The organism is Janthinobacterium paucivorans, from assembly GCF_051380805.1.
GTDB classification, from domain to species: domain Bacteria; phylum Pseudomonadota; class Gammaproteobacteria; order Burkholderiales; family Burkholderiaceae_D; genus Janthinobacterium; species Janthinobacterium lividum_D.
In genome coordinates this window covers 236,345-254,904 of sequence record NZ_JBNYXR010000007.1, presented here as the reverse complement: position 1 = coordinate 254,904, position 18,560 = coordinate 236,345, and the positions used below count along the sequence as shown (strand labels likewise).

Genomic DNA, 18,560 nt, shown 5'->3' with positions numbered 1-18,560 from the left:
AGCTGATCATCGGCGCCATGATGCGCAAGCTGGTGCACGTGGCATTCGGCGTGCTCAGGTCAGGAAAAATATTTGATCCGACCTTGCACGCCGCTTGACGGGGATAACAGTATCTACGTACGACCTGCCGCGTCAACCATGGGTAGGTCGGATTAGCGCGCAGCGCGTAATCCGACAACACCACAATCACTCCTGCTTCAAATCCTCAGGCTTGATGGCCCACAGGCCTGGCAGATTGCGCCAGTAGCCGTACGCATCCATGCCGAAGCCGACGACGAAGCGGTTCGGGATCACCAGGCCGACGATGTCCGCCTGCACGGGCTTTGTCTTGCCGATGGCCTTGTCGGCAAATACGGCCAGGATCACTTCCGAAGCGCCCATGTCGAGCAAGCGTTGTTTGACGTGCGCCAGGGTTTCGCCTTCGTCGAGAATATCGTCGAGCACGATGACGGTGCGGCCCGCCACGTTGGAACGAGGGATGACTTTCCACACCACTTCGCCGCCCTTGTCGTCGTCGCCGTAGCGGCTCACATGGATGTAGTCGAATTCGAGCGGAAAGCTCAGTTGCGGCAGCAGATTGCCCGTAAAGACGACGGCGCCGCCCATCACGCCCAGCACCAGCGGGAACTCTTTCGAGTCCTTGGCGTTGAAGCGCGTGTTCAGTACATCGGCCATGCGTGTGATCGACGCCTGCACGGTATCTTGGTCGAATAGCAGTTCCGCGTTCTTGATCAGGTCACGGGCACGGTTATGGTGAAATTCTTGCATGGACTCTTGCATGGCGATGAATAGGCTGATGGTCAATGCCAGTATTATCCCGCAAATCGGTCTTATTTGTAATCGCGCATGTCGTCAATCACCTTGCCATCTTGCGCCAGGCTGCCGACGGCCACCAGCACCACATCGCTACGCAATTTGGTCAGTTCGCGGATCGAGCCAATGATGGCCTCGATATTGCTGGCATCCTTCGGATCATCGACTTCGCAATGCAAGGCCATCTCGTCGTTGGCCATGCGTCCCGATACCACCAACCGCGCTTTCTTGATCTGCGGGTGGCGGCGCGTGATTTCATGCACTTGCGATGGATGCACGAACATGGCACGCACCTTTGTGGTCTGGTCTGCGCGTCCCATCCAGCCGCGGATGCGCGTATTCGTGCGCCCGCACGGCGAATTCGGCGCGTCCATCAGCACGGCCGATAAATCGCCCGTGGCGAAGCGGATCAGCGGGTAGTCTGCATTGAAGACAGTGACCACGACTTCACCCACTTCGCCTGCTGCGACGGGAATGCCGCTGCCCGGGTGGACGATTTCGAGCAGCACGTTTTCGTCGATGACCATGCCCGGATTGAGCTTGCCATTGCTGGCCGTTTCATAGGCGATGCTGCCAATATCGGCGGAGGCGTAGGTCTGGAACACATGCGGCACGCCGTTTTCGGCAAACCACCTGCGCAAGGATTCAGGCAAGGCTTCCGCGCCCATTAAGGCCCGGGTGACGCTGCTGATGTCGGCGCCCATCTCGCGCGCTTTTTCGATGATCAATTTTAGGAATGACGGCGTCCCGATATACGTATCGGGCTTCAGATCGACCATCGCCTGTACCTGCATTTCCGTCTGGCCGATGCCGGCCGGGATGACGCTGCAGCCGATGCGAGCGGCGCCCCCTTCGACCATGAAAGCGGCCGGTGTGAAGTGATACGAAAAGCAGTTTTGCAGCAAGCCGCCGGCACGTACGCCGGCGGCATACATGGGGCGCGCAAAGCGCCACCAGTCGGGGCCGCGGCCTTCTGGGTCGAAGATCGGGCCGGGCGAGACGAAGACGCGCGACAGGGCGTTTTTTGGCGTCGTATTCAAGCCGCCGAACGGCAGTTGTGCATGCTGCAATTGCTTGAGGTCGGACTTGCGCGTCACCGGCAGTTGCGCCAGCGCGGCGCGGCTGTTGATATCGCTTGCGTTGACGCCATCGAGAATGCGGGCCCAGCCCGGCGCCGCCTGCGCGTGCGCGATCAACTGCGGCAGGCCGGCCATCAATTCGCGTTCGCGTTCTTCGGGGGCGCGTGCTTCCAGACTGTCGAGCGTATCGGTCATGTTGCTGGTTCTCCAATGTCACGTTGCAGTTTTTTCGTCAGCCTGGCAAAAATCAGGCTGTATGAGCGGTGCAGCAGGGTCGCCATTTCCTTGTCGTCGAGCGCGTCGGGGCTGGCGATATGCACCCATTTGGCCCGCGCCAGGTAGGGCGCCGGGACGATGCCGGGACGGTCAGTCAATTCCAGGAAGCGTTCCGCATCGACTTTGAAGCTCATGCCGCGCGTGTTGTGCGCTTCGGCGCTGCACAGCGCGAACAGGCGGCCACCGACGGAAAACGCCAGTACGTTCGTCCACTTGATGTCTTCTGTCGCACCGGGAAAGGCACGGCACACCTGCTTCGCTCGCTCCATGTCCATCACGTCTGCTCCTGTGTCAGGCCAGCCAGCGTTTGCGGCGGCGGTAGAACTTCATGTCGCGGAAGCTCTTGCGCCCTGCGCTGGAGACGCCCAGATAAAACTCTTTGACGTCTTCATTGCTGGCCAGTTCCTGGGCTTGCCCTTCCATCACGACGCGGCCGTTTTCCAGGATGTAGCCGAAGTCGGCGTAGCGCAGTGCCACGTTGGTATTTTGCTCGGCCAGCAGGAAAGATACGTTTTCCTTGTGGTTCAGGTCTTTGACGATGCCGAAGATCTCTTCGACGATCTGCGGCGCGATCCCCATCGACGGTTCGTCCAATAAAATCATCGACGGCTTGGCCATCAGCGCGCGGCCGATGGCGCACATCTGCTGTTCGCCGCCGGAGGTATAGCCGGCCTGGCTGCTGCGTCGCGTTTTCAGGCGCGGAAAATAGTGATACACCTTCTCCAGCGCGTCCTTCAGTTCGCTGCGCGACAGGCTGCGCGTGTAGGCTCCGGTCAAGAGATTTTCCTCGATGGTGAGGTGGCCAAAACAGTGGCGCCCTTCCATCACTTGTGACAGGCCCCGCTTGACCAGTTCATTTGGCGTCAATTGATCCACGCGTTCGCCCTTGAACTGGACTTCACCTTTGGTAACGTCACCGCGTTCGCCGCGCAGCAGGGTCGAAATGGTTTTCAAGGTGGTCGACTTGCCGGCGCCGTTGGCGCCCAAGAGCGCCACGATCTTTCCCTGCGGGACTTGCAGCGACACACCCTTCAGGACCAGGATCACATGGTCGTAAATGACTTCGATATTGTTGACCGATAGGTAGGGCGGCGGCGCCTCGGTCTTGATCGTGGATTGCGTGGCAGTGTGGCTCATGGCTGCTTCTTTAAAATGTTAAACACGGGACCGGCGCGCTGGCACCGGTCCGGTTCTAGTTGCTTACTTCATGCACGCCGGCGTGATCTTCTTCTCCTCGGCGTACTTGCCTGAGGATTCCTCGACCAGCTTGCGTACCAGGGCCCTGTCGCCGACGATCCACGTCGGCGTGATGGCGGTCCATTTCTTGCCATCCCACTGCTGGACTTTCACGGCGCCCGAGCCTTCATGGTCATCGCAACTGGTCTTCACGCTGGGGAACATACCCAGCGCGCCGATGGCCTTCTGGCGCGCATCGTCGACGTTCAGGTTTTCCAGGCCCCAGCGCATCTGCTCGCCCGTGACCGGCTTGCCCTTGCCGAATTTTTCCTGCGCCACGCGGATCGCTTCCACCCACAGGATGCCGGCCGTCACGCCGCGCATGTGGTAGACGGAGCCGATGCGCGACTGGTCGGACAGGTTGCCCTTGCCGGTGCTGTAGAGTTTTTTACGGATGTCGTCGAGTACGGGGTAGTTGCCCGGTGTATTGAAAGTCATCGCCGTGTAGCCCTTGGCTGCATCGCCCGATGGAATCGTGTCTTCCTCGGAGCCAGCCCACCAGACGCCCAGCATTTTGTCGCGCGGGAAGCCATTGCGCTGCGCCGTTTTAATGGCAACGGAGTTCATCACGCCCCAGCCCCACAGGATCACATGGTCCGGCTTGGCCTGGCGGATTTGCAGCCATTGCGATTGCTGCTCGCTGCCGGGCGGTGCGACGGGAATTTTCACCAGTTCAAAGCCGTACTGTTTCGACAGGGCTTCGAGCACCGGCAGCGGCTCCTTGCCGAAGGCCGAGTCGTGGTACAGGTGGACGATCTTCTTGCCTTTCAGCTTGTCCATGCCGCCATCCTTGTCGCCCAGGTACTTGATCATGGCGGCAGCCTGGCTCCAGTAGCTGGAGATCAGCGGATAGACATACGGGAAGACCTTGCCGTTGGCGGCGTCCGAGCGGCCGTAGCCGATCATCGTCATCGGGATCTTGTCTTGTGCCACACGGTCCAGAATGCCGTAGGCGACGCCGGTGGACAGGGTTTCGACCAGGGTGGCGCCGCCCTGCTTGGTTTTCAGACGTTCATAGCATTCGACGCCGCGCGATGGGTTGTATTCGGTTTCGCATTCTTCCCAGCTGATTTTCACGCCATTCACGCCGCCAGCCTGGTTGACCAGGTTGAAGTAATCGATGATGCCGCCGTAGAAACCGGAGCCGCCGGCCGCGTAAGGACCTACGCGGTAGGACGGCAGGGCGATGTACTGTTCCTTGTCCTGGCTTTTTTCTTGACCCTGCGCGCTGCCGGCCATGGTGAGTGCGGCACTGGCGATAGCGGCGGCCAGCATGAGCGATTTGATGTGTTTCATTGTGTGTCTCCTCTTGTTTATTTGATTTCAAGTCAAGCGACATCAGACTGCAAGGTACAAATTCCTAGTGCGGGAAAGGCCACAGGCGTAATTTCTCTTTCGCGATCTGCCACAGCCTTGCAAGGCCGTGCGGTTCGACGATCAGGAAGAAGATGATCAGGGCGCCGAACACCATCAGTTCCAGGTTCGAGGCCACGCTGGTCGGCAATGCCAGGCCATGCGCAATCGTGTTCAGGAACACGGGCAGCAGTACGATGAAGGCCGCACCCAAGAAGGAACCCAAAATCGAACCGACGCCGCCGATGATGATCATGAACAGGATACGGAAGGACAGGTCCAGGTTGTATGCTTCCGGTTCCACCGTGCCCAGGTAGGCATAGGCATACAGCGCACCTGCCACGCCGCAGTAGAACGAGCTGACGGCGAACGCCAGCAGCTTGGTGCGCATCAGGCGAAAACCGATCACCTCGGCCGCCATGTCCATGTCGCGCACGGCCATCCACGAGCGACCGACGTTCGAGCGGATCATGTTCTTGGCCATTAATGCCATGCCGGCCACGATGGCCAGTACCAGCAGGTATTTGCTTTGCGGCGTATCGAACTGGTAGCCCAGGATGCTCATTTTCTGCACCGTGATCACGCCCGAGGAGCTGTAGTTGGTCAGGTACGGGATTTTGGTCAGGCACCAGACGACAAAAAACTGCGTCGCCAGCGTGGAGGCGGCCAGATAAAAGCCGCGGATACGCAAGGAGGGCAGGCCGAAGGCGATGCCCACCATGGCCGCGCACAGGCCGCCCAGGATGAACGACACCAGCAGTGGTAGTCCTGGCAGGCGAGCCATGAAGTTATACGAGGCAAACGCGCCCACGGCCATGAAGGCGGCCGTACCCAGCGACAGCTGGCCCGCGTAGCCGGTCAGGATGTTCAGGCCCAGTGCCGCCAGCGCGAAGATCAGAAAGGGGATCAGGATCGCTGACAACATGTAGGGCGAGGCAAAATATGGCAGGAGGAAGACGGCGACGAGGAGCGTGGCTGTCAGCGCCAGGCGGTCTTGGCGGATCGGAAAAATCTGGCTGTCAGCCTGATAGCTGGTCTTGAATTGTCCTGCTTCACGGTAAATCATGGCGTGTCCTTTGCTGGCTGTTGAGCGTCAACCCAACGGCTTCAATACTGGGGTCGGACCCTGAGGGTCCGACCCCGGGGTTTGTTTTTGGGGTAAAAAAGTCATGCAATATCAAATACGCCGGATGATCTTTTCGCCGAACAGGCCTTCCGGGCGCACCAGCAGGAACAGCAGCGCCAGTACATACGGGAACCAGCCTTCGATGCCGCCGCCCACCATGGGGCCCAGGTAGACTTCGGCCAGCTTTTCCGAGGCGCCGATGATCAGGCCGCCGACGATGGCGCCGGGCACGGAAGTAAAGCCGCCCAGTATCAGCACTGGCAGCGCTTTCAAGGCGATGAAGGTGAGGGCGAACTGCACCCCGTTACGCGCCCCCCACAGCAAGCCGGCCACCATCGCCACCAAGCCCGCCACGCCCCACACCACGGCCCAGATGCGCTGCAGCGGGATGCCAACCGCCAGTGCCGCCTGATGGTCGTCTGCGACCGCGCGCAGGGCGCGGCCCACCTTGGTTTTCGAGAACAGCAGGGCCAGGCAGATCACCAGCAGCGCGCAGATACCGGCCGCCATCAGGTCGAACTGCGAGATGTTGATGTCAAAGCGGTCCATCAAGAACTGCATCGGCACGTCTTCGATGGGCAAGTCCAGCTTGTGTACTTGCGAGCCCCACATCAGCTGCGCCAGGCCTTCGATGAAAAAAGTCAGGCCGATGGTGGCCATGAAGAGCGTGATTTCCGGCTGGTTGACGAGGGGCCGCAAGACTACCCGTTCGATGGCGATACCCAAGACGATCATGGTGAGCATCGTCAGCGGGATGGCCAGCCACAGCGACAGGCCGAACTTGTCCATGATGCCGACGCAGGTGAGGGCGGCGAAAAACACCATCGCTCCCTGCGCAAAATTGAACACGCCCGAAGCCTTGTAGATCAGGACAAAACCGATCGCCACCAGCGCATACATGACGCCCGACAGCAGACCGCCGATCAGCACTTCAAAGAAAAAATTGATATTCATTGCTATCCCTTGTCTGGTGCTAGTGCGCGACACCCAAATACGCGTTGATGACATCCTGGTTGCTGCGCACCTCGTCGGGCGTGCCGTCGCCGATCTTTTTGCCGTAGTCGAGCACCACCACCCTGTCGGAGATATCCATCACCACGCCCATGTCGTGCTCGATCAGCACGATGGTCGTGCCCAGTTGGTCGTTGACGTCGAGGATGAAGCGGCACATGTCCTGTTTTTCTTCCACGTTCATGCCGGCCATCGGTTCATCGAGCAGCAAAATTTCCGGTTCGGCCACCAGCGCGCGACCCAGTTCGACGCGCTTTTGCAAGCCGTAGGGCAGACGCCCCACAGGCGTCTTGCGGATGGCCTGGATTTCCAGGAAGTCGATGATTTCTTCGGCCTTTTTGCGGTGCTCGATTTCCTCGCGCCGGGCCGGGCCCCAATACAGCGCCTGCAGGAGAAAATTCGACTTCATCTTCAGGTTACGCCCGGTCATGATGTTATCTAACACCGTCATGCCCTTGAACAGGGCGATGTTCTGGAAGGTGCGCGCGATGCCGGACTTGGCGGCCGCATAGCAATCCATGCCGCGCCGGTGTTCGCCCCGATAAATGATCTCGCCTTGCTGCGGGCGGTACACGCCATTGATCACGTTCAGCATCGAGCTTTTACCTGCGCCGTTCGGGCCGATGATGGCGCGGATTTCATGCTGCTTGACGTCAAACGAGATGTCGGTCAGCGCTTTCACGCCGCCGAACGACAGCGAGATGTTCTTCAGGTCGAGGATCACGGGACCGGTCTTGCGGGCCGTGCCAAAATGGGCGTCGGGTTCGTTCATTTGCATCGTGCTGTGCTCCATCATGCGGCCAGGCCTTGGGGCCGATACGTTTTGCTGTCCCAGATCTGCAGGTCGGCGCTGGTCGAGCCAAGGCGGCCATCCTCGAATTTCACCTGGGTCTCGATGTATTGCGTTGTCTTGCCCTCGTACAGCGCGGAAATGAGCACCGCGTACTTTTCGGCGATGAATTTGCGGCGCACCTTGCGCGTGCGCGTCAGCTCGTCGTCGTCGGGGTCGAGTTCCTTGTGCAGCACCAAAAAGCGGTGTACCTGAGTGCGGTCCATCAGTGGGTCGGTCGCCAGTTCCGCGTTGACTTGCTCGATGCAGTCGCGGATCAGGCCATAGGTTTCGGCGCGTGCCGCCAGGTCGGTGTAGCCGGCATACGCGATGCCACGCCGCTCGGACCAGTTGCCCACCGCTTCGATATCGATGTTGATGAAGGCGCAGACCTGGTCGCGTGCATGGCCGAAGGCCACCACTTCCTTGATGAAGGGGAAGAATTTGAGCTTGTTTTCGATGTAGTTGGGCGCGAAGATGGCGCCGCACGTCAGCTTGCCGACGTCGGCCGCGCGGTCGATGATTTTCAAATGACCTTCGCTGTCGAATACGCCCGCGTCACCGGTATGGAAGTAGCCGTCGGCATCGATCACTTCGGCGGTGGCGTCGGGACGCTTGAAGTAACCGCTCATGGTGGCCGGCGACTTGACCAGCACTTCGCCATTGGCCGCCAGTTTGACTTCCACGCCGGGTGCCGGCAAGCCCACGCTGTCGAACTTGATATTGCCGTCCGGCTGCAGGCACACATAGGCGCAAGTTTCGGTGGAACCATACAATTGCTTGAGGTTGACGCCGATGGAGCGGTAGAAGCGGAACAGGTCGGGGCCGATGGCGGCGCCGGCCGTATAGGCGACGCGCACGCGTGACAGGCCCAGCACGTTTTTCAGGGGAGCGTAGACCAGCAGCTCGCCCAGCTTGTAGCTGAGGCGATCCGCCAGCGACACGGGCTTGCCATCCAAAATCTGCGCGCCGCAGCGTTTGGCCACGTCCATGAAATGGCTGAACATGTGGCGCTTGATGCTGCTGGCGTCTTCCATGCGTATCATCACGCTGGTGAGCATGTTTTCGAACACGCGCGGCGGCGCAAAGTAGCAGGTGGGGCCGATTTCGCGCATGTCGATCATTACCGTGTCGCCCGATTCGGGACAATTCACGGTGAAGCCGGCCACCATGGCTTGCGCCAGCGAAAACAGGCAGTCGCCCACCCACGCCATGGGCAGGTAGGACAGGATGTCTTCGGCGTCGGTCAGCTTGTCGAAGGCCACGCCGCCAACGCCGGCGGCCAGCAGCGCCGTATGGCTTTGGCACACGCCCTTGGGCTTGCCCGTGGTGCCCGAGGTGTACAGGATGACGGCCGAGTCGCTGCCTTGGCCCGCTGCCACGGCGGCATCAAAAAAGCCCGGATGTTCGCGATCGTAGGCCCTGCCGAGTACCTGCAGGGCGGCAAAGGACATCAACTCCGGCTGGCGATAATGGCGCATGCCGCGTTCATCGTCGTAAGCGATGTGGGTGAGGTGCGGATACACAGCTTTAAGTTCGAGCAGTTTGTCGACCTGTTCCTGGTCTTCGACGATGGCGTAGCGGATTTGCGCATCCTCCAGCACGTAGGCCATGTCAGCGGCTGGCGCGTCCTGGTACAGTGGCACGGGTACGCCGCCCAGACTTTGCGCGGCCAGCATGGCCCAGTACAGGCGGGGACGGTTGTCGCCGATGATGGCCAGGTTCATGCCGCGCTGGAAGCCGATGGCTGCCAAGCCGCAGGCCAGGGCGCGCACCTCGTCGTTGACCTGGGACCAGGTCCAGGTTTGCCAGATGCCCAGGTGCTTTTCGCGGAATGCGGGCTTGTCGGGTCGTACGGACCCGTGTTGCAATAAGCGCCGTGGAAAAGTCGGCATCGTCGTTGCGGTAGTCGTTTGCACCAGTGTCTCCCTGTTGCTTGTCTCAGGTACCACCTCGTTGGATGGCGCTCTGTGTTTTTATGTGTGAGGCGTTTGTGCAATGATAGTAGCTTGCGTTAGTTTGCCGAGTTGTCTTTTCGGGGACATTTACCCACTTTTCGATGGTGCATCGCACAATGACCTACCCTGATATCAGTCTGAAGGATGCCGTGCGCGCGGCCAACTGGGCGCAGTTGCTCGATCCCGTGCAAATGGCCAGGGTCGAGGCGGATGTGTTTGAAACGTCGGTGCCGAAAGGCGGCTTTGTCTGCCGTAAGGGCGAGCCGGTGGATAACTGGATCGGCGTCATCAGCGGCATGGTCAAGATGAATAATTTTTCCGCCTCGGGCAAGGCCATGACCTTCATCGGCGTGCCGCCCGGCAGCTGGTTTGGCGAAGGCTCGCTGCTGAAAAACGAAATCCGTAAATACGACACCATGGCGCTGCGCGATACGCGCGTCGCGCGCCTGCCTGGTGCCACCTTCCATTGGCTGCTGGAAACGAGCCTGCCGTTCACGCGCTTTTTGCTGATGCAACTCAATGAGCGTCTGGGCCAGTTCATCGGCATGGTGGAAAACGAACGTCTGCTCGACCTCAATACGCGCGTGGCGCGCTGCCTGGCCTCGATGTTCAATTCGCATTTGTATCCTGGCGTCGATACGCTGGTGCAGCTGTCGCAGGAAGAAATCGGTCTGTTGTCAGGCTCTTCGCGCCAGCGCGCCAACCAGGCCTTGCAGGTGCTTGAAAAAAAGGGCTTGCTGCGCCTCGATTATGGCGGCATCCGCGTGCTGGACCTGGAAGGCTTGCGGCGCTACGAGGCTGATGATGGCGAATGATGTGGCGATGGACGACGTGCGGTACTGGACGCAGCAGCACCAGCAATTGTTTTTGCCGGCGTTGGCAAGCTCGCTGCACGGTAGCGTATCAGCTGCGCCACGCGGGCACCAGGAAAAAACGCTGACGCAAGCTGAAACCGGCGAAAACGTCCTGGCCAGGCGCGCATGGCCAGGGCACGACGGGATGGCAGCGCCGTCCGCAGGCTAATCGCGGTATCATAGGCGCTTCCCAGCACCGCTCTTTTCGGCCCCATGCAGACACCTGACCAATCCACTCCCGCCTCCCGTTTGTCGCAACTGCGCAGCGCCATGCGCGCGCAGCACATCGACGCCTGCATCGTGCCATCGGCCGACCCGCACCTGTCCGAATACCTGCCGGCGCGCTGGCAGGGACGTGAGTGGCTGTCCGGTTTTACGGGCTCGGTCGGCACCTTGGTCGTGACGCACGATTTCGCCGGCGTATGGACCGATGGCCGCTACTGGGAGCAGGCGGAAACGGAACTGGCCGGCAGCGGCATCGTCCTGAAAAAAATCCCGTCCGGCGCCAGCGTGCTGTTTATCGACTGGCTGGGCGAGACCATGCAGTCGGGGCAGACGGTGGCCGTCGATGGCGCCGTGCTGGGCCTGGCCAATGCACGCCTGCTGCAGCAGGCGCTGGGCGCGCAGGTGACCCTGCGCACTGATATCGATTTGCTGCAAGCCGTGTGGTCGCAGCGTCCTGCCATGCCTGCCGCCCCCGTGTTTGAACATGCGGCGGAGTATCCGGCCCTGTCGCGCATGGAAAAACTGGCGGCCCTGCGCGCCAGCATGGCTGCGCACGGCGCCAGCCATCACGTCATTTCCACCCTCGACGATATCGCCTGGCTGTTCAACCTGCGTGGCGCCGATGTGAGCTATAACCCCGTCTTCCTCGCGCATGCGCTGGTTGGCCCGCAGCGCGCCACCCTGTTCGTGGCCGATGGCAAGCTGTCCGCTTCCCTGCGCGCCACGCTCGAGAGCCAAGGCGTGGACGTGGCCGCGTATGACGGCGCCGGCAGCATGCTGGCCGCCCTGCCTGATAGTGCCACCTTGCTGCTGGACCCACGCCGCATCACGTTCGGCACGCGCCAGGCCGTGCCTGAATCGGTGCCGGTGGTGGAAGCGATCAATCCGACCACCCTGGCCAAGTCGCGCAAGACGGATAGCGAAGCGGCGCATGTGCGCGCCGCCATGGAGCACGATGGCGCCGCCCTGTGCGAGTTTTTCAGCTGGTTAGAGCGCACCTTGGCCGACCCGCAGCGCGCGCCACTGACGGAAATCGGCGTCGACGAACACCTGACTGCCGCGCGCGCGCGTCGCGCCGGTTTTGTTAGCCCCAGTTTTGGCACCATCGCCGGTTTCAACGCACATGGCGCCATCATGCATTACCACGCCCATGCGGATACGCAAGCGACCATTGAAGGCGATGGCTTGCTGTTGATCGATTCGGGCGGCCAGTACTTTGGCGGCACCACCGATATCACGCGTGTGGTCCCCGTCGGCACGATCACGGCTGAACACAGGCGCGATTTCACCCTGGTCTTGCGCAGCATGATCGCCCTGTCGCGCGCGCAGTTCCCGCGCGGCGTGAAGTCACCCATGTTGGACGCTATCGCCCGCGCACCGCTGTGGGCCGAGGGCATCGACTTTGGCCATGGCACGGGACACGGCGTAGGCTTTTTCCTGAATGTCCATGAAGGCCCGCAATCGATTTCGCAGTCCGCCATGCCGGAGCCGCAGACAGCGATGGAGGTCGGCATGATCACTTCCATCGAGCCGGGCATCTACCGTCCCGGCCAGTGGGGTATCCGCATCGAAAACCTGGTGCTGAATGTGCCAGCGGTTCCCGCAGGGACGACGCAGTTCGGTGATTTCTTGCGCTTCGAAACCTTGACCCTGTGCCCGATCGACACGCGCTGCGTGGAGCGCTCGCTGCTGCGCGACGACGAGGCGGCCTGGCTCAACGACTACCACGCCAGCGTGCGCGCGCGTCTGGCGCCGCACTTGGCGGGTGATGCGCTGGCGTGGCTGGAACAGCGCACGGGAGCCATCTGATGCGCTCGACCCGCGCCACCTCCGCCATCGAGCGGCTCAAGGAACGCACCGGCCATCGTCTCTACACGATGGCGCGCACCGGCGATGAACTGTTCTTCCTCACCGAAGGCCCGGGCTTGCCGCCCCTGTGCGCGCCACTGGAACTCGATGCCTTTGTCGCCTTCGTCAATGGGCTGGGACCGCAAAAGGCGCGCCGCGTCAGCAAGCTCGATGTGGCGTTTGAAAAGCAGCTGACGAAAAAGCCCTAGATGCCGACCATAGACTTCCTGCGTGCCTATTGGTCGCCGGCCGAGCTGGCAACGAATGGCGTGATCCTGTTGAACCTGCTCGGCGCGCTGCTGCTGGGTCTATTGGTGGGCTACGAGCGTTCGTATCACGGGCGCGCGGCGGGCATGCGCACCTACAGCCTGGTCTGCATGGCTTCGGCCGCGCTGACGGTGCTGGGCGGCTATCCGGAGTTTTGGTACGGCGGCCATGGCGCCATCGTCGGCAGCGACCCCACGCGCGTTATCCAGGGTATTGTCACGGGCGTGGGCTTTCTGGGCGCCGGCGTCATCATGCGCGAGGGCTTCAATATCAGCGGTCTGACGACGGCTGCCTCGATCTGGGCTTCGTCCGTGATCGGCGTCATGGTCGGTATCGGCTTTTATCTGTCGGCCATGGGCCTGGCTTTCCTGTGCGCAATGGCGATGATTTTTCTGTCGAAATTGGAGAATTGGCTGCCGTCGCGCCACGCGGTGGCGATCACCATGCGCTTCAAGCCAGGATTTGTTCCGCGCGAAGAGGCACTGCGGCGCATGGCCGCCAAGCGCGGCTACGACATCGCCGGTGGCTCGCTTTCCATCGGCAGTACCGACGGCATGCAGGAGTGGCGCTTTGTCGCCATCGCGCATGGCAAGAACACGGGCGCCAGCCTGTCGACCATGTCGGCCGAACTGGCCGCCTTTGAAGGCATCGCCGGCTTCCAGCTGTCGCACGCACGCAACTGAAAAGGATGGACATGGATGCACAGGCCCAAGACGTACTCGATTTCTGGTTCCTGCCGCCCGATCACCGTGGCCATGCTCAGTCGCGCATGGAATGGTTCCGCAAGGACGATGCCTTTGATGCGCGCATACGCGCGCGTTTCGGTGCGCTGATCGATACCGCCATTGACGGTGGCTTGCGCGCGTGGAACGCGACGCCGCACGGTGCGCTGGCGCACCTCATCGTGCTCGATCAGTTCACGCGCAATGTCTACCGCGGCACGCCGCGTGCTTTTGCCGGCGACGCCTTGGCGCTGGCGCTGGCAGTGTCCTTGACGCAAGCAGGGCAGGACCAGCAGTTGCCGCCCATGCTGCGCGCCTTCGCCTACCTGCCATTCGAACATGCCGAAGAGCTGGCCATGCAGGCGCGCGCCGTCGAGCTATTCCAGCTGCTATCGCAGACGCAGCCCGGTTTTGAGAGCATGCTCGATTATGCCCAGCGGCACCAGGAAGTGATCGCCCGCTTCGGCCGCTTCCCCCACCGCAACGCCAATCTCGGCCGGCCCTCCACGCCGGAAGAGCTTGAATTCCTGCGCCAGCCAGGATCGAGTTTTTAGTTTGCCATGAACCTGACCTTCAATATCATCGGCGCCGGCCATGTCGGTCGCGTACTGGGCCGCCTGTTCGCCGGTGTCGATGGCATCGTGCTGCAAGATGTACTGACGCGCTCGATGGCGTCGGCGCAGGCAGCGGTCGATTTTATGGGTGCCGGCACCGCCGTCGCCAGCTATGCCGCCTTGCGCGGCGCCGACGTCACCATGCTGGCCGTGGCGGACGACCAGATCGGCCCGGCCTGCGCGGCACTGGTGGCCGAAGGACGGCAGGCGGGCGCCATCGTGTTTCACTGTAGCGGCGCGCTGGCGTCGAACGTGCTGCTGGCCGCGACGCAAGCCGGCGCCTCGGTGGCCAGCGCGCATCCGATTCGCAGCTTTGCCGACCCGCAACAGGTGGCCGCCACCTTTGAGGGCACGTTTTGCGGCGTCGAAGGCGCTCCGCTGGCGCTGGCCTTCCTGATGCCCGCCTTGAGCGCCATCGGTGCGCGTCCGGTGCCCATCGATCCGGCTGCCAAGACCCTGTATCACGCCGCTGCCGTGTTTGCCAGCAATTATCTGGTGACCGTGCTCGATGCCGCCCTGCGCGCTTATCAGGCCGCTGGCATTCCCGAGGCGGTGGCGCGCGAATTGGCGCAGCCCCTGGTGACGGAAGCGGTGGCCAATGTATTCCGTCTGGGCGCGGCGCCCGCGCTTTCCGGCCCTATCGCACGCGGCGATGTGGCCACCGTGCAACGCCAGCAGCAGGCGGTGCAAAGCTGGGATGCCGCCACGGGCGAAATGTACCGGGCGCTGGTGGCGCCCACGCAAGATCTGGCCAGGCGCAAGCGCGGCGGATGAATCAGGCCGCATGCACGTCGTGACCAGGGCCTGCGAATCTTGGCCCAAGCCGCTTGGTTGAGGGCATTCTTCAAGCAAGCCGGAAGTCGGCAGCAGGCCAAGTATTGGCGCCATAATAACTTGCATTATTAATAATCTTCCATGGCGAACGCGACAAGATAACCACGACTCACCAAATAAAAGTGCCGATTTGTCGACAAAGATGCAAATTAGCAATAAGATTTAAACATGGGAATCATTGCGCATCGCCCCTGTCTTGTCGCTCGTTTTCGGCGCAGGACACTACGCGCAGGGAGTGTTGTATGTTATTTTTAAAGAGTACGTCTGTCAGCAAGGCCCCCGGCATTTATGAAGTTGATATCGCCGCCAAACCACCGGGCAAGACCTTTGGCATTTTCCTCGCCACTGATCCCGATCATCCGCCGCATGTGTTGCTGGAACAATTGAAGGCGCTCGGCTACGAGAACACCTATAGTTCACCCTACCTGCACAAGGATCAGGGCAAGGTGCTGGACCTGCATTTCCAGAAGGATGGCACGGATCTCTTCAAGGGCTGGAAAACCGAAGAGTGCACGCAGAACCTGGCGGCCATCACGGCCCTGTTCGAGCAATATGGGATCACGATCGCGCCGCGCGTGATGTCGATGGCCGAAGCCTACGCTTAATCTGTATCAAGCTGCTTTCACGCTGATGTGATGCAGTGCCCACGGGCAACTGGCGCAACGTTTGGCCAGGCCCAGTGCCGCCATGGCCGCGATGCGGCCTGCATCATGGATGCCAATAGCGGCCCCAGGCCGCGCAGCGCCATCGCCTGTGCGTTGAGGCGGGGGCGACCGTAGAACGCCGTGCGCGCGCCTGCGCCACGGTCATTGCTGCCGCATCGCCATCGATGGCGCGCAGCAAAGTCTTGACACCGCCTTGCTCCGCAGGCTGCGTCGCCTGCAGGACATCGACCGGCTGCAGCCGGGGCAGGGCATGTGCCTTGCCCGCGTATTCCAGGGTGAGCCAATGGTACGTGCCGGCACATTCGCCAGCGCCGTAATGCTCTTAAGTCTAGCTTAAGTTCTTTCAACTACGTACATTTTGACGTTATTGGCACTTCGCAATTTCAGCTTACATCTTGTCACAGTTCTTACGCAATGAGGAAAGACGTGGCTTTTTTCGGCTGTTATTGTGTAGTCATCGCACTTCCCTGAACTGCGAATCCAGGCACGTCAACCAATTGAAAGAGAACATGATGAAAAAGAAAATCCTGTTTGCAATGATCGCTTCCGTCACCGCACTGACCGGCATGAGCGCCGCACACGCCGAGGGCGCGTATGTGGGCGCCGGCATCACGGGCAACCGCTACAATTTTGATATTCCCGGCGCCACCAGCGCCGATAATCACAGCGGCTACAAGGCCGGGGCCAAGGTCTTCGCCGGTTACGACTTCGATAAAACCTGGGCGGTCGAGGGCGGTTACGCCGATTTCGGCAGCAAGGATTACAGCTATGTCACGGGCGCTGGCAACGGTTCCGTAAAAAGCGATTCGCACGGCTACTACCTGGCCGGCAAGGTCAGCATGCCCGTCAGCGATAAAGTGGGCGTGTTCGGCAAGCTCGGCGTGGCCAAGGTCAACAATAGCTTGAGCGGCACCGGCCTGTCGACTGGCATCAGCGGCAATAACAAGACGGGCGTGTACGCTTCCGTCGGTGCCCAGTACGCGCTCAACGAGAAAGTCTCGCTGACGGCGGAAGTGGAACACTTCGGCAAGAGCGCCGACCAGGGCCGCAAGGCTACCGGCCTGGCCTTAGGCGCACGCTACAACTTCTAAAGGTTTAGAAGTGCTTAAAAAAAAGGCAGTCACCGCGAGGTCACTGCCTTTTTTGCATGGACAACCGTAAAACTTAGGTCGTCAATGGCTTGTAGCGGATACGTTTTGGTTTCGCGCCTTCGTCACCGAGGCGTTTCTTCTTGTCGGCTTCGTATTCCTGATAGTTGCCGTCAAAGAAGGTGACCTGCGAATCGCCTTCGAATGCCAGGATGTGCGTGGCGATACGGTCGAGGAACCAGCGATCATGCGAAATGACCATGACGCTGCCGGCAAATTCCAGCAAGGCGTCTTCCAGCGCGCGCAAGGTTTCCACGTCCAGATCGTTCGACGGTTCATCGAGCAGCAGGACATTGCCGCCCATCAGCAGGGTTTTGGCCAGGTGCAGACGGCCACGTTCACCGCCGGACAGATTGCCGACGATTTTTTGCTGGTCGCCGCCCTTGAAGTTGAAGCGGCCCAGGTAGGCGCGCGACGGCATTTCGAAGCGGCCGACCGTCAACATGTCGGCGCCGCCACACACGTCCTGGAAGACGGTCTTGCTGTCCGACAGCGAGTCGCCGCGATTCTGGTCGACGATGGACACGCGCGCCGTCTGCCCGATGGCCACTTCACCGCTGTCCGGCTGTTCCTTGCCGGTAATCATCTTGAACAAGGTCGACTTACCGGCGCCGTTGGGGCCGATGATGCCGACGATGGCGCCCGGTGGTACGGTAAAACTCAGGTTGTCGATCAGCAAACGGTCGCCGAACGCTTTCGACACGTTCTTGAACTCGATGACATCATTGCCCAGGCGTTCGGCCACGGGAATGAAGATTTCCTGCGTTTCGTTGCGCTTCTGGTATTCGTGCTCGGACAGTTCGTTGAAGCGGGCCAGGCGCGCTTTCGACTTGGCTTGGCGCGCTTTCGGATTCTGGCGCGACCATTCCAATTCCTTCTGCAGCGCTTTTTGGCGCGCCGATTCGGTCGATTCTTCCTGCTTCAGGCGGGCTTGCTTCTGTTCCAGCCACGTCGAGTAATTGCCCTTCCATGGAATGCCGCTGCCGCGGTCCAGCTCCAGGATCCATTCGGCCGCATTGTCGAGGAAGTAGCGGTCATGGGTGATGGCCACCACGGTGCCGGGGAAGCGCAGCAGGAATTGTTCCAGCCAGTCGACCGATTCCGCATCCAGATGGTTGGTCGGTTCGTCGAGCAGCAGCATGTCAGGCTTGGACAGCAGCAGCTTGCATAGCGCCACGCGGCGCTTTTCACCACCCGACAGCACGCCGACCTTGGCGTCCCATGGTGGCAGGCGCAGTGCGTCGGCGGCCATTTCCAGCTGCAAATTCAAATTGCCACCGTCGGAAGTCGAGATGATCGCTTCCAGGCGTGCCTGTTCCGTGGCCAGGGCGTCGAAATCGGCGTCTTCCTCGGCATACGCGGCGTACACGGCTTCGAGCTTGGCTTGTGCTTCAAATACTTCGCCCAGGCCTGATTCGACTTCCTGGCGCACGGTCTTTTCCGGATCCAGTTGTGGTTCCTGCGGCAGGTAGCCGATGTTCAAGCCCGGCATCGGCACCGCTTCGCCCTGAATGTCGGTGTCGATGCCTGCCATGATTTTCAGCAGGGTCGATTTGCCGGAGCCGTTCAAGCCCAGCACGCCGATCTTCGCGCCTGGGAAGAAGGAGAGGGAAATATCTTTCAGAATCTGGCGCTTGGGCGGAACGATTTTGCCCACGCGATTCATGGTGTAGACGTAATTTGCCATTAGAAATCTCGGGTG

At 60.9% G+C, this 18,560-nt stretch carries 18 protein-coding genes; 8 read left to right on the top strand and 10 right to left on the bottom strand.

Annotated features, from left to right (window positions below; translation table 11 throughout):
• Positions 1-186: 186 nt before the first annotated feature.
• From ACQ4V8_RS11490 to ACQ4V8_RS11450, 9 genes are all read right to left on the bottom strand, one after another.
• A complete protein-coding gene (locus ACQ4V8_RS11490; protein ID WP_029496078.1) occupies positions 187-768 on the bottom strand; it encodes a hypoxanthine-guanine phosphoribosyltransferase in 582 nt (193 codons plus the stop codon).
• A 62-nt stretch (positions 769-830) separates the two neighbouring features.
• Positions 831-2,087: a phenylacetate--CoA ligase family protein gene (locus ACQ4V8_RS11485; RefSeq protein ID WP_010393709.1), complete on the bottom strand. Its 1,257-nt coding sequence runs from the start codon at positions 2,085-2,087 to the stop codon at positions 831-833.
• Positions 2,084-2,443: an MmcQ/YjbR family DNA-binding protein gene (locus tag ACQ4V8_RS11480; RefSeq protein ID WP_010393706.1), complete on the bottom strand. Its 360-nt coding sequence runs from the start codon at positions 2,441-2,443 to the stop codon at positions 2,084-2,086. Before ACQ4V8_RS11480 ends, ACQ4V8_RS11485 begins: the two co-directional genes overlap by 4 nt.
• 16 nt (positions 2,444-2,459) lie before the next feature.
• Positions 2,460-3,305 (bottom strand): ABC transporter ATP-binding protein, encoded by an 846-nt coding sequence (locus tag ACQ4V8_RS11475; protein WP_010393704.1) that lies wholly within the window; start codon positions 3,303-3,305, stop codon positions 2,460-2,462.
• Positions 3,306-3,368: 63 nt separating this feature from the next.
• The gene (locus tag ACQ4V8_RS11470; RefSeq protein WP_010393702.1) at positions 3,369-4,700 is read right to left on the bottom strand and encodes an ABC transporter substrate-binding protein; all 1,332 of its coding nucleotides are present in this window, start codon (positions 4,698-4,700) and stop codon (positions 3,369-3,371) included.
• Positions 4,701-4,764: 64 nt separating this feature from the next.
• Positions 4,765-5,823 (bottom strand): branched-chain amino acid ABC transporter permease, encoded by a 1,059-nt coding sequence (locus tag ACQ4V8_RS11465; RefSeq protein WP_010393700.1) that lies wholly within the window; start codon positions 5,821-5,823, stop codon positions 4,765-4,767.
• Between the two features lie 111 nt (positions 5,824-5,934).
• The gene (locus ACQ4V8_RS11460) at positions 5,935-6,831 is read right to left on the bottom strand and encodes a branched-chain amino acid ABC transporter permease (RefSeq protein ID WP_196856207.1); all 897 of its coding nucleotides are present in this window, start codon (positions 6,829-6,831) and stop codon (positions 5,935-5,937) included.
• Between the two features lie 25 nt (positions 6,832-6,856).
• The gene (locus ACQ4V8_RS11455; RefSeq protein WP_029496076.1) at positions 6,857-7,672 is read right to left on the bottom strand and encodes an ABC transporter ATP-binding protein; all 816 of its coding nucleotides are present in this window, start codon (positions 7,670-7,672) and stop codon (positions 6,857-6,859) included.
• A 14-nt stretch (positions 7,673-7,686) separates the two neighbouring features.
• Complete coding sequence (locus tag ACQ4V8_RS11450; RefSeq protein WP_070346012.1) at positions 7,687-9,618, bottom strand: AMP-binding protein; 1,932 nt, start codon at positions 9,616-9,618, stop codon at positions 7,687-7,689.
• A gap of 179 nt (positions 9,619-9,797) precedes the next feature.
• Here ACQ4V8_RS11450 and ACQ4V8_RS11445 point away from each other — a divergent pair, with 179 nt between their 5' ends.
• The 8 genes from ACQ4V8_RS11445 (at position 9,798) to ACQ4V8_RS11410 (ending at position 16,801) form a co-directional block, all read left to right on the top strand.
• Positions 9,798-10,496 carry a Crp/Fnr family transcriptional regulator gene (locus ACQ4V8_RS11445; RefSeq protein WP_010393692.1) on the top strand — a complete coding sequence of 233 codons (699 nt, stop codon included), beginning with the start codon at positions 9,798-9,800 and terminating at the stop codon, positions 10,494-10,496.
• A gap of 252 nt (positions 10,497-10,748) precedes the next feature.
• Complete coding sequence (locus ACQ4V8_RS11440; protein WP_436571480.1) at positions 10,749-12,569, top strand: aminopeptidase P family protein; 1,821 nt, start codon at positions 10,749-10,751, stop codon at positions 12,567-12,569.
• A complete protein-coding gene (locus tag ACQ4V8_RS11435) occupies positions 12,569-12,817 on the top strand; it encodes a hypothetical protein (protein WP_010393683.1) in 249 nt (82 codons plus the stop codon). Before ACQ4V8_RS11440 ends, ACQ4V8_RS11435 begins: the two co-directional genes overlap by 1 nt.
• Complete coding sequence (locus ACQ4V8_RS11430; RefSeq protein ID WP_010393680.1) at positions 12,818-13,558, top strand: MgtC/SapB family protein; 741 nt, start codon at positions 12,818-12,820, stop codon at positions 13,556-13,558.
• Positions 13,559-13,563: 5 nt separating this feature from the next.
• Complete coding sequence (locus ACQ4V8_RS11425; RefSeq protein ID WP_010393679.1) at positions 13,564-14,151, top strand: DUF924 family protein; 588 nt, start codon at positions 13,564-13,566, stop codon at positions 14,149-14,151.
• 6 nt (positions 14,152-14,157) lie between these two features.
• Positions 14,158-14,985 carry a Rossmann-like and DUF2520 domain-containing protein gene (locus ACQ4V8_RS11420; RefSeq protein WP_010393677.1) on the top strand — a complete coding sequence of 276 codons (828 nt, stop codon included), beginning with the start codon at positions 14,158-14,160 and terminating at the stop codon, positions 14,983-14,985.
• 302 nt (positions 14,986-15,287) lie between these two features.
• Positions 15,288-15,650, top strand: a complete 363-nt coding sequence (locus tag ACQ4V8_RS11415) for a hypothetical protein (protein WP_010393675.1) — start codon at positions 15,288-15,290, stop codon at positions 15,648-15,650.
• 569 nt (positions 15,651-16,219) lie between these two features.
• Complete coding sequence (locus ACQ4V8_RS11410; RefSeq protein ID WP_010393673.1) at positions 16,220-16,801, top strand: porin family protein; 582 nt, start codon at positions 16,220-16,222, stop codon at positions 16,799-16,801.
• Positions 16,802-16,874: 73 nt separating this feature from the next.
• On the opposite strand, the gene ettA is transcribed toward ACQ4V8_RS11410, so the two are convergent.
• A complete protein-coding gene (ettA, locus tag ACQ4V8_RS11405; protein WP_010393671.1) occupies positions 16,875-18,545 on the bottom strand; it encodes an energy-dependent translational throttle protein EttA in 1,671 nt (556 codons plus the stop codon).
• Between the last annotated feature and the right edge of the window lie 15 nt (positions 18,546-18,560).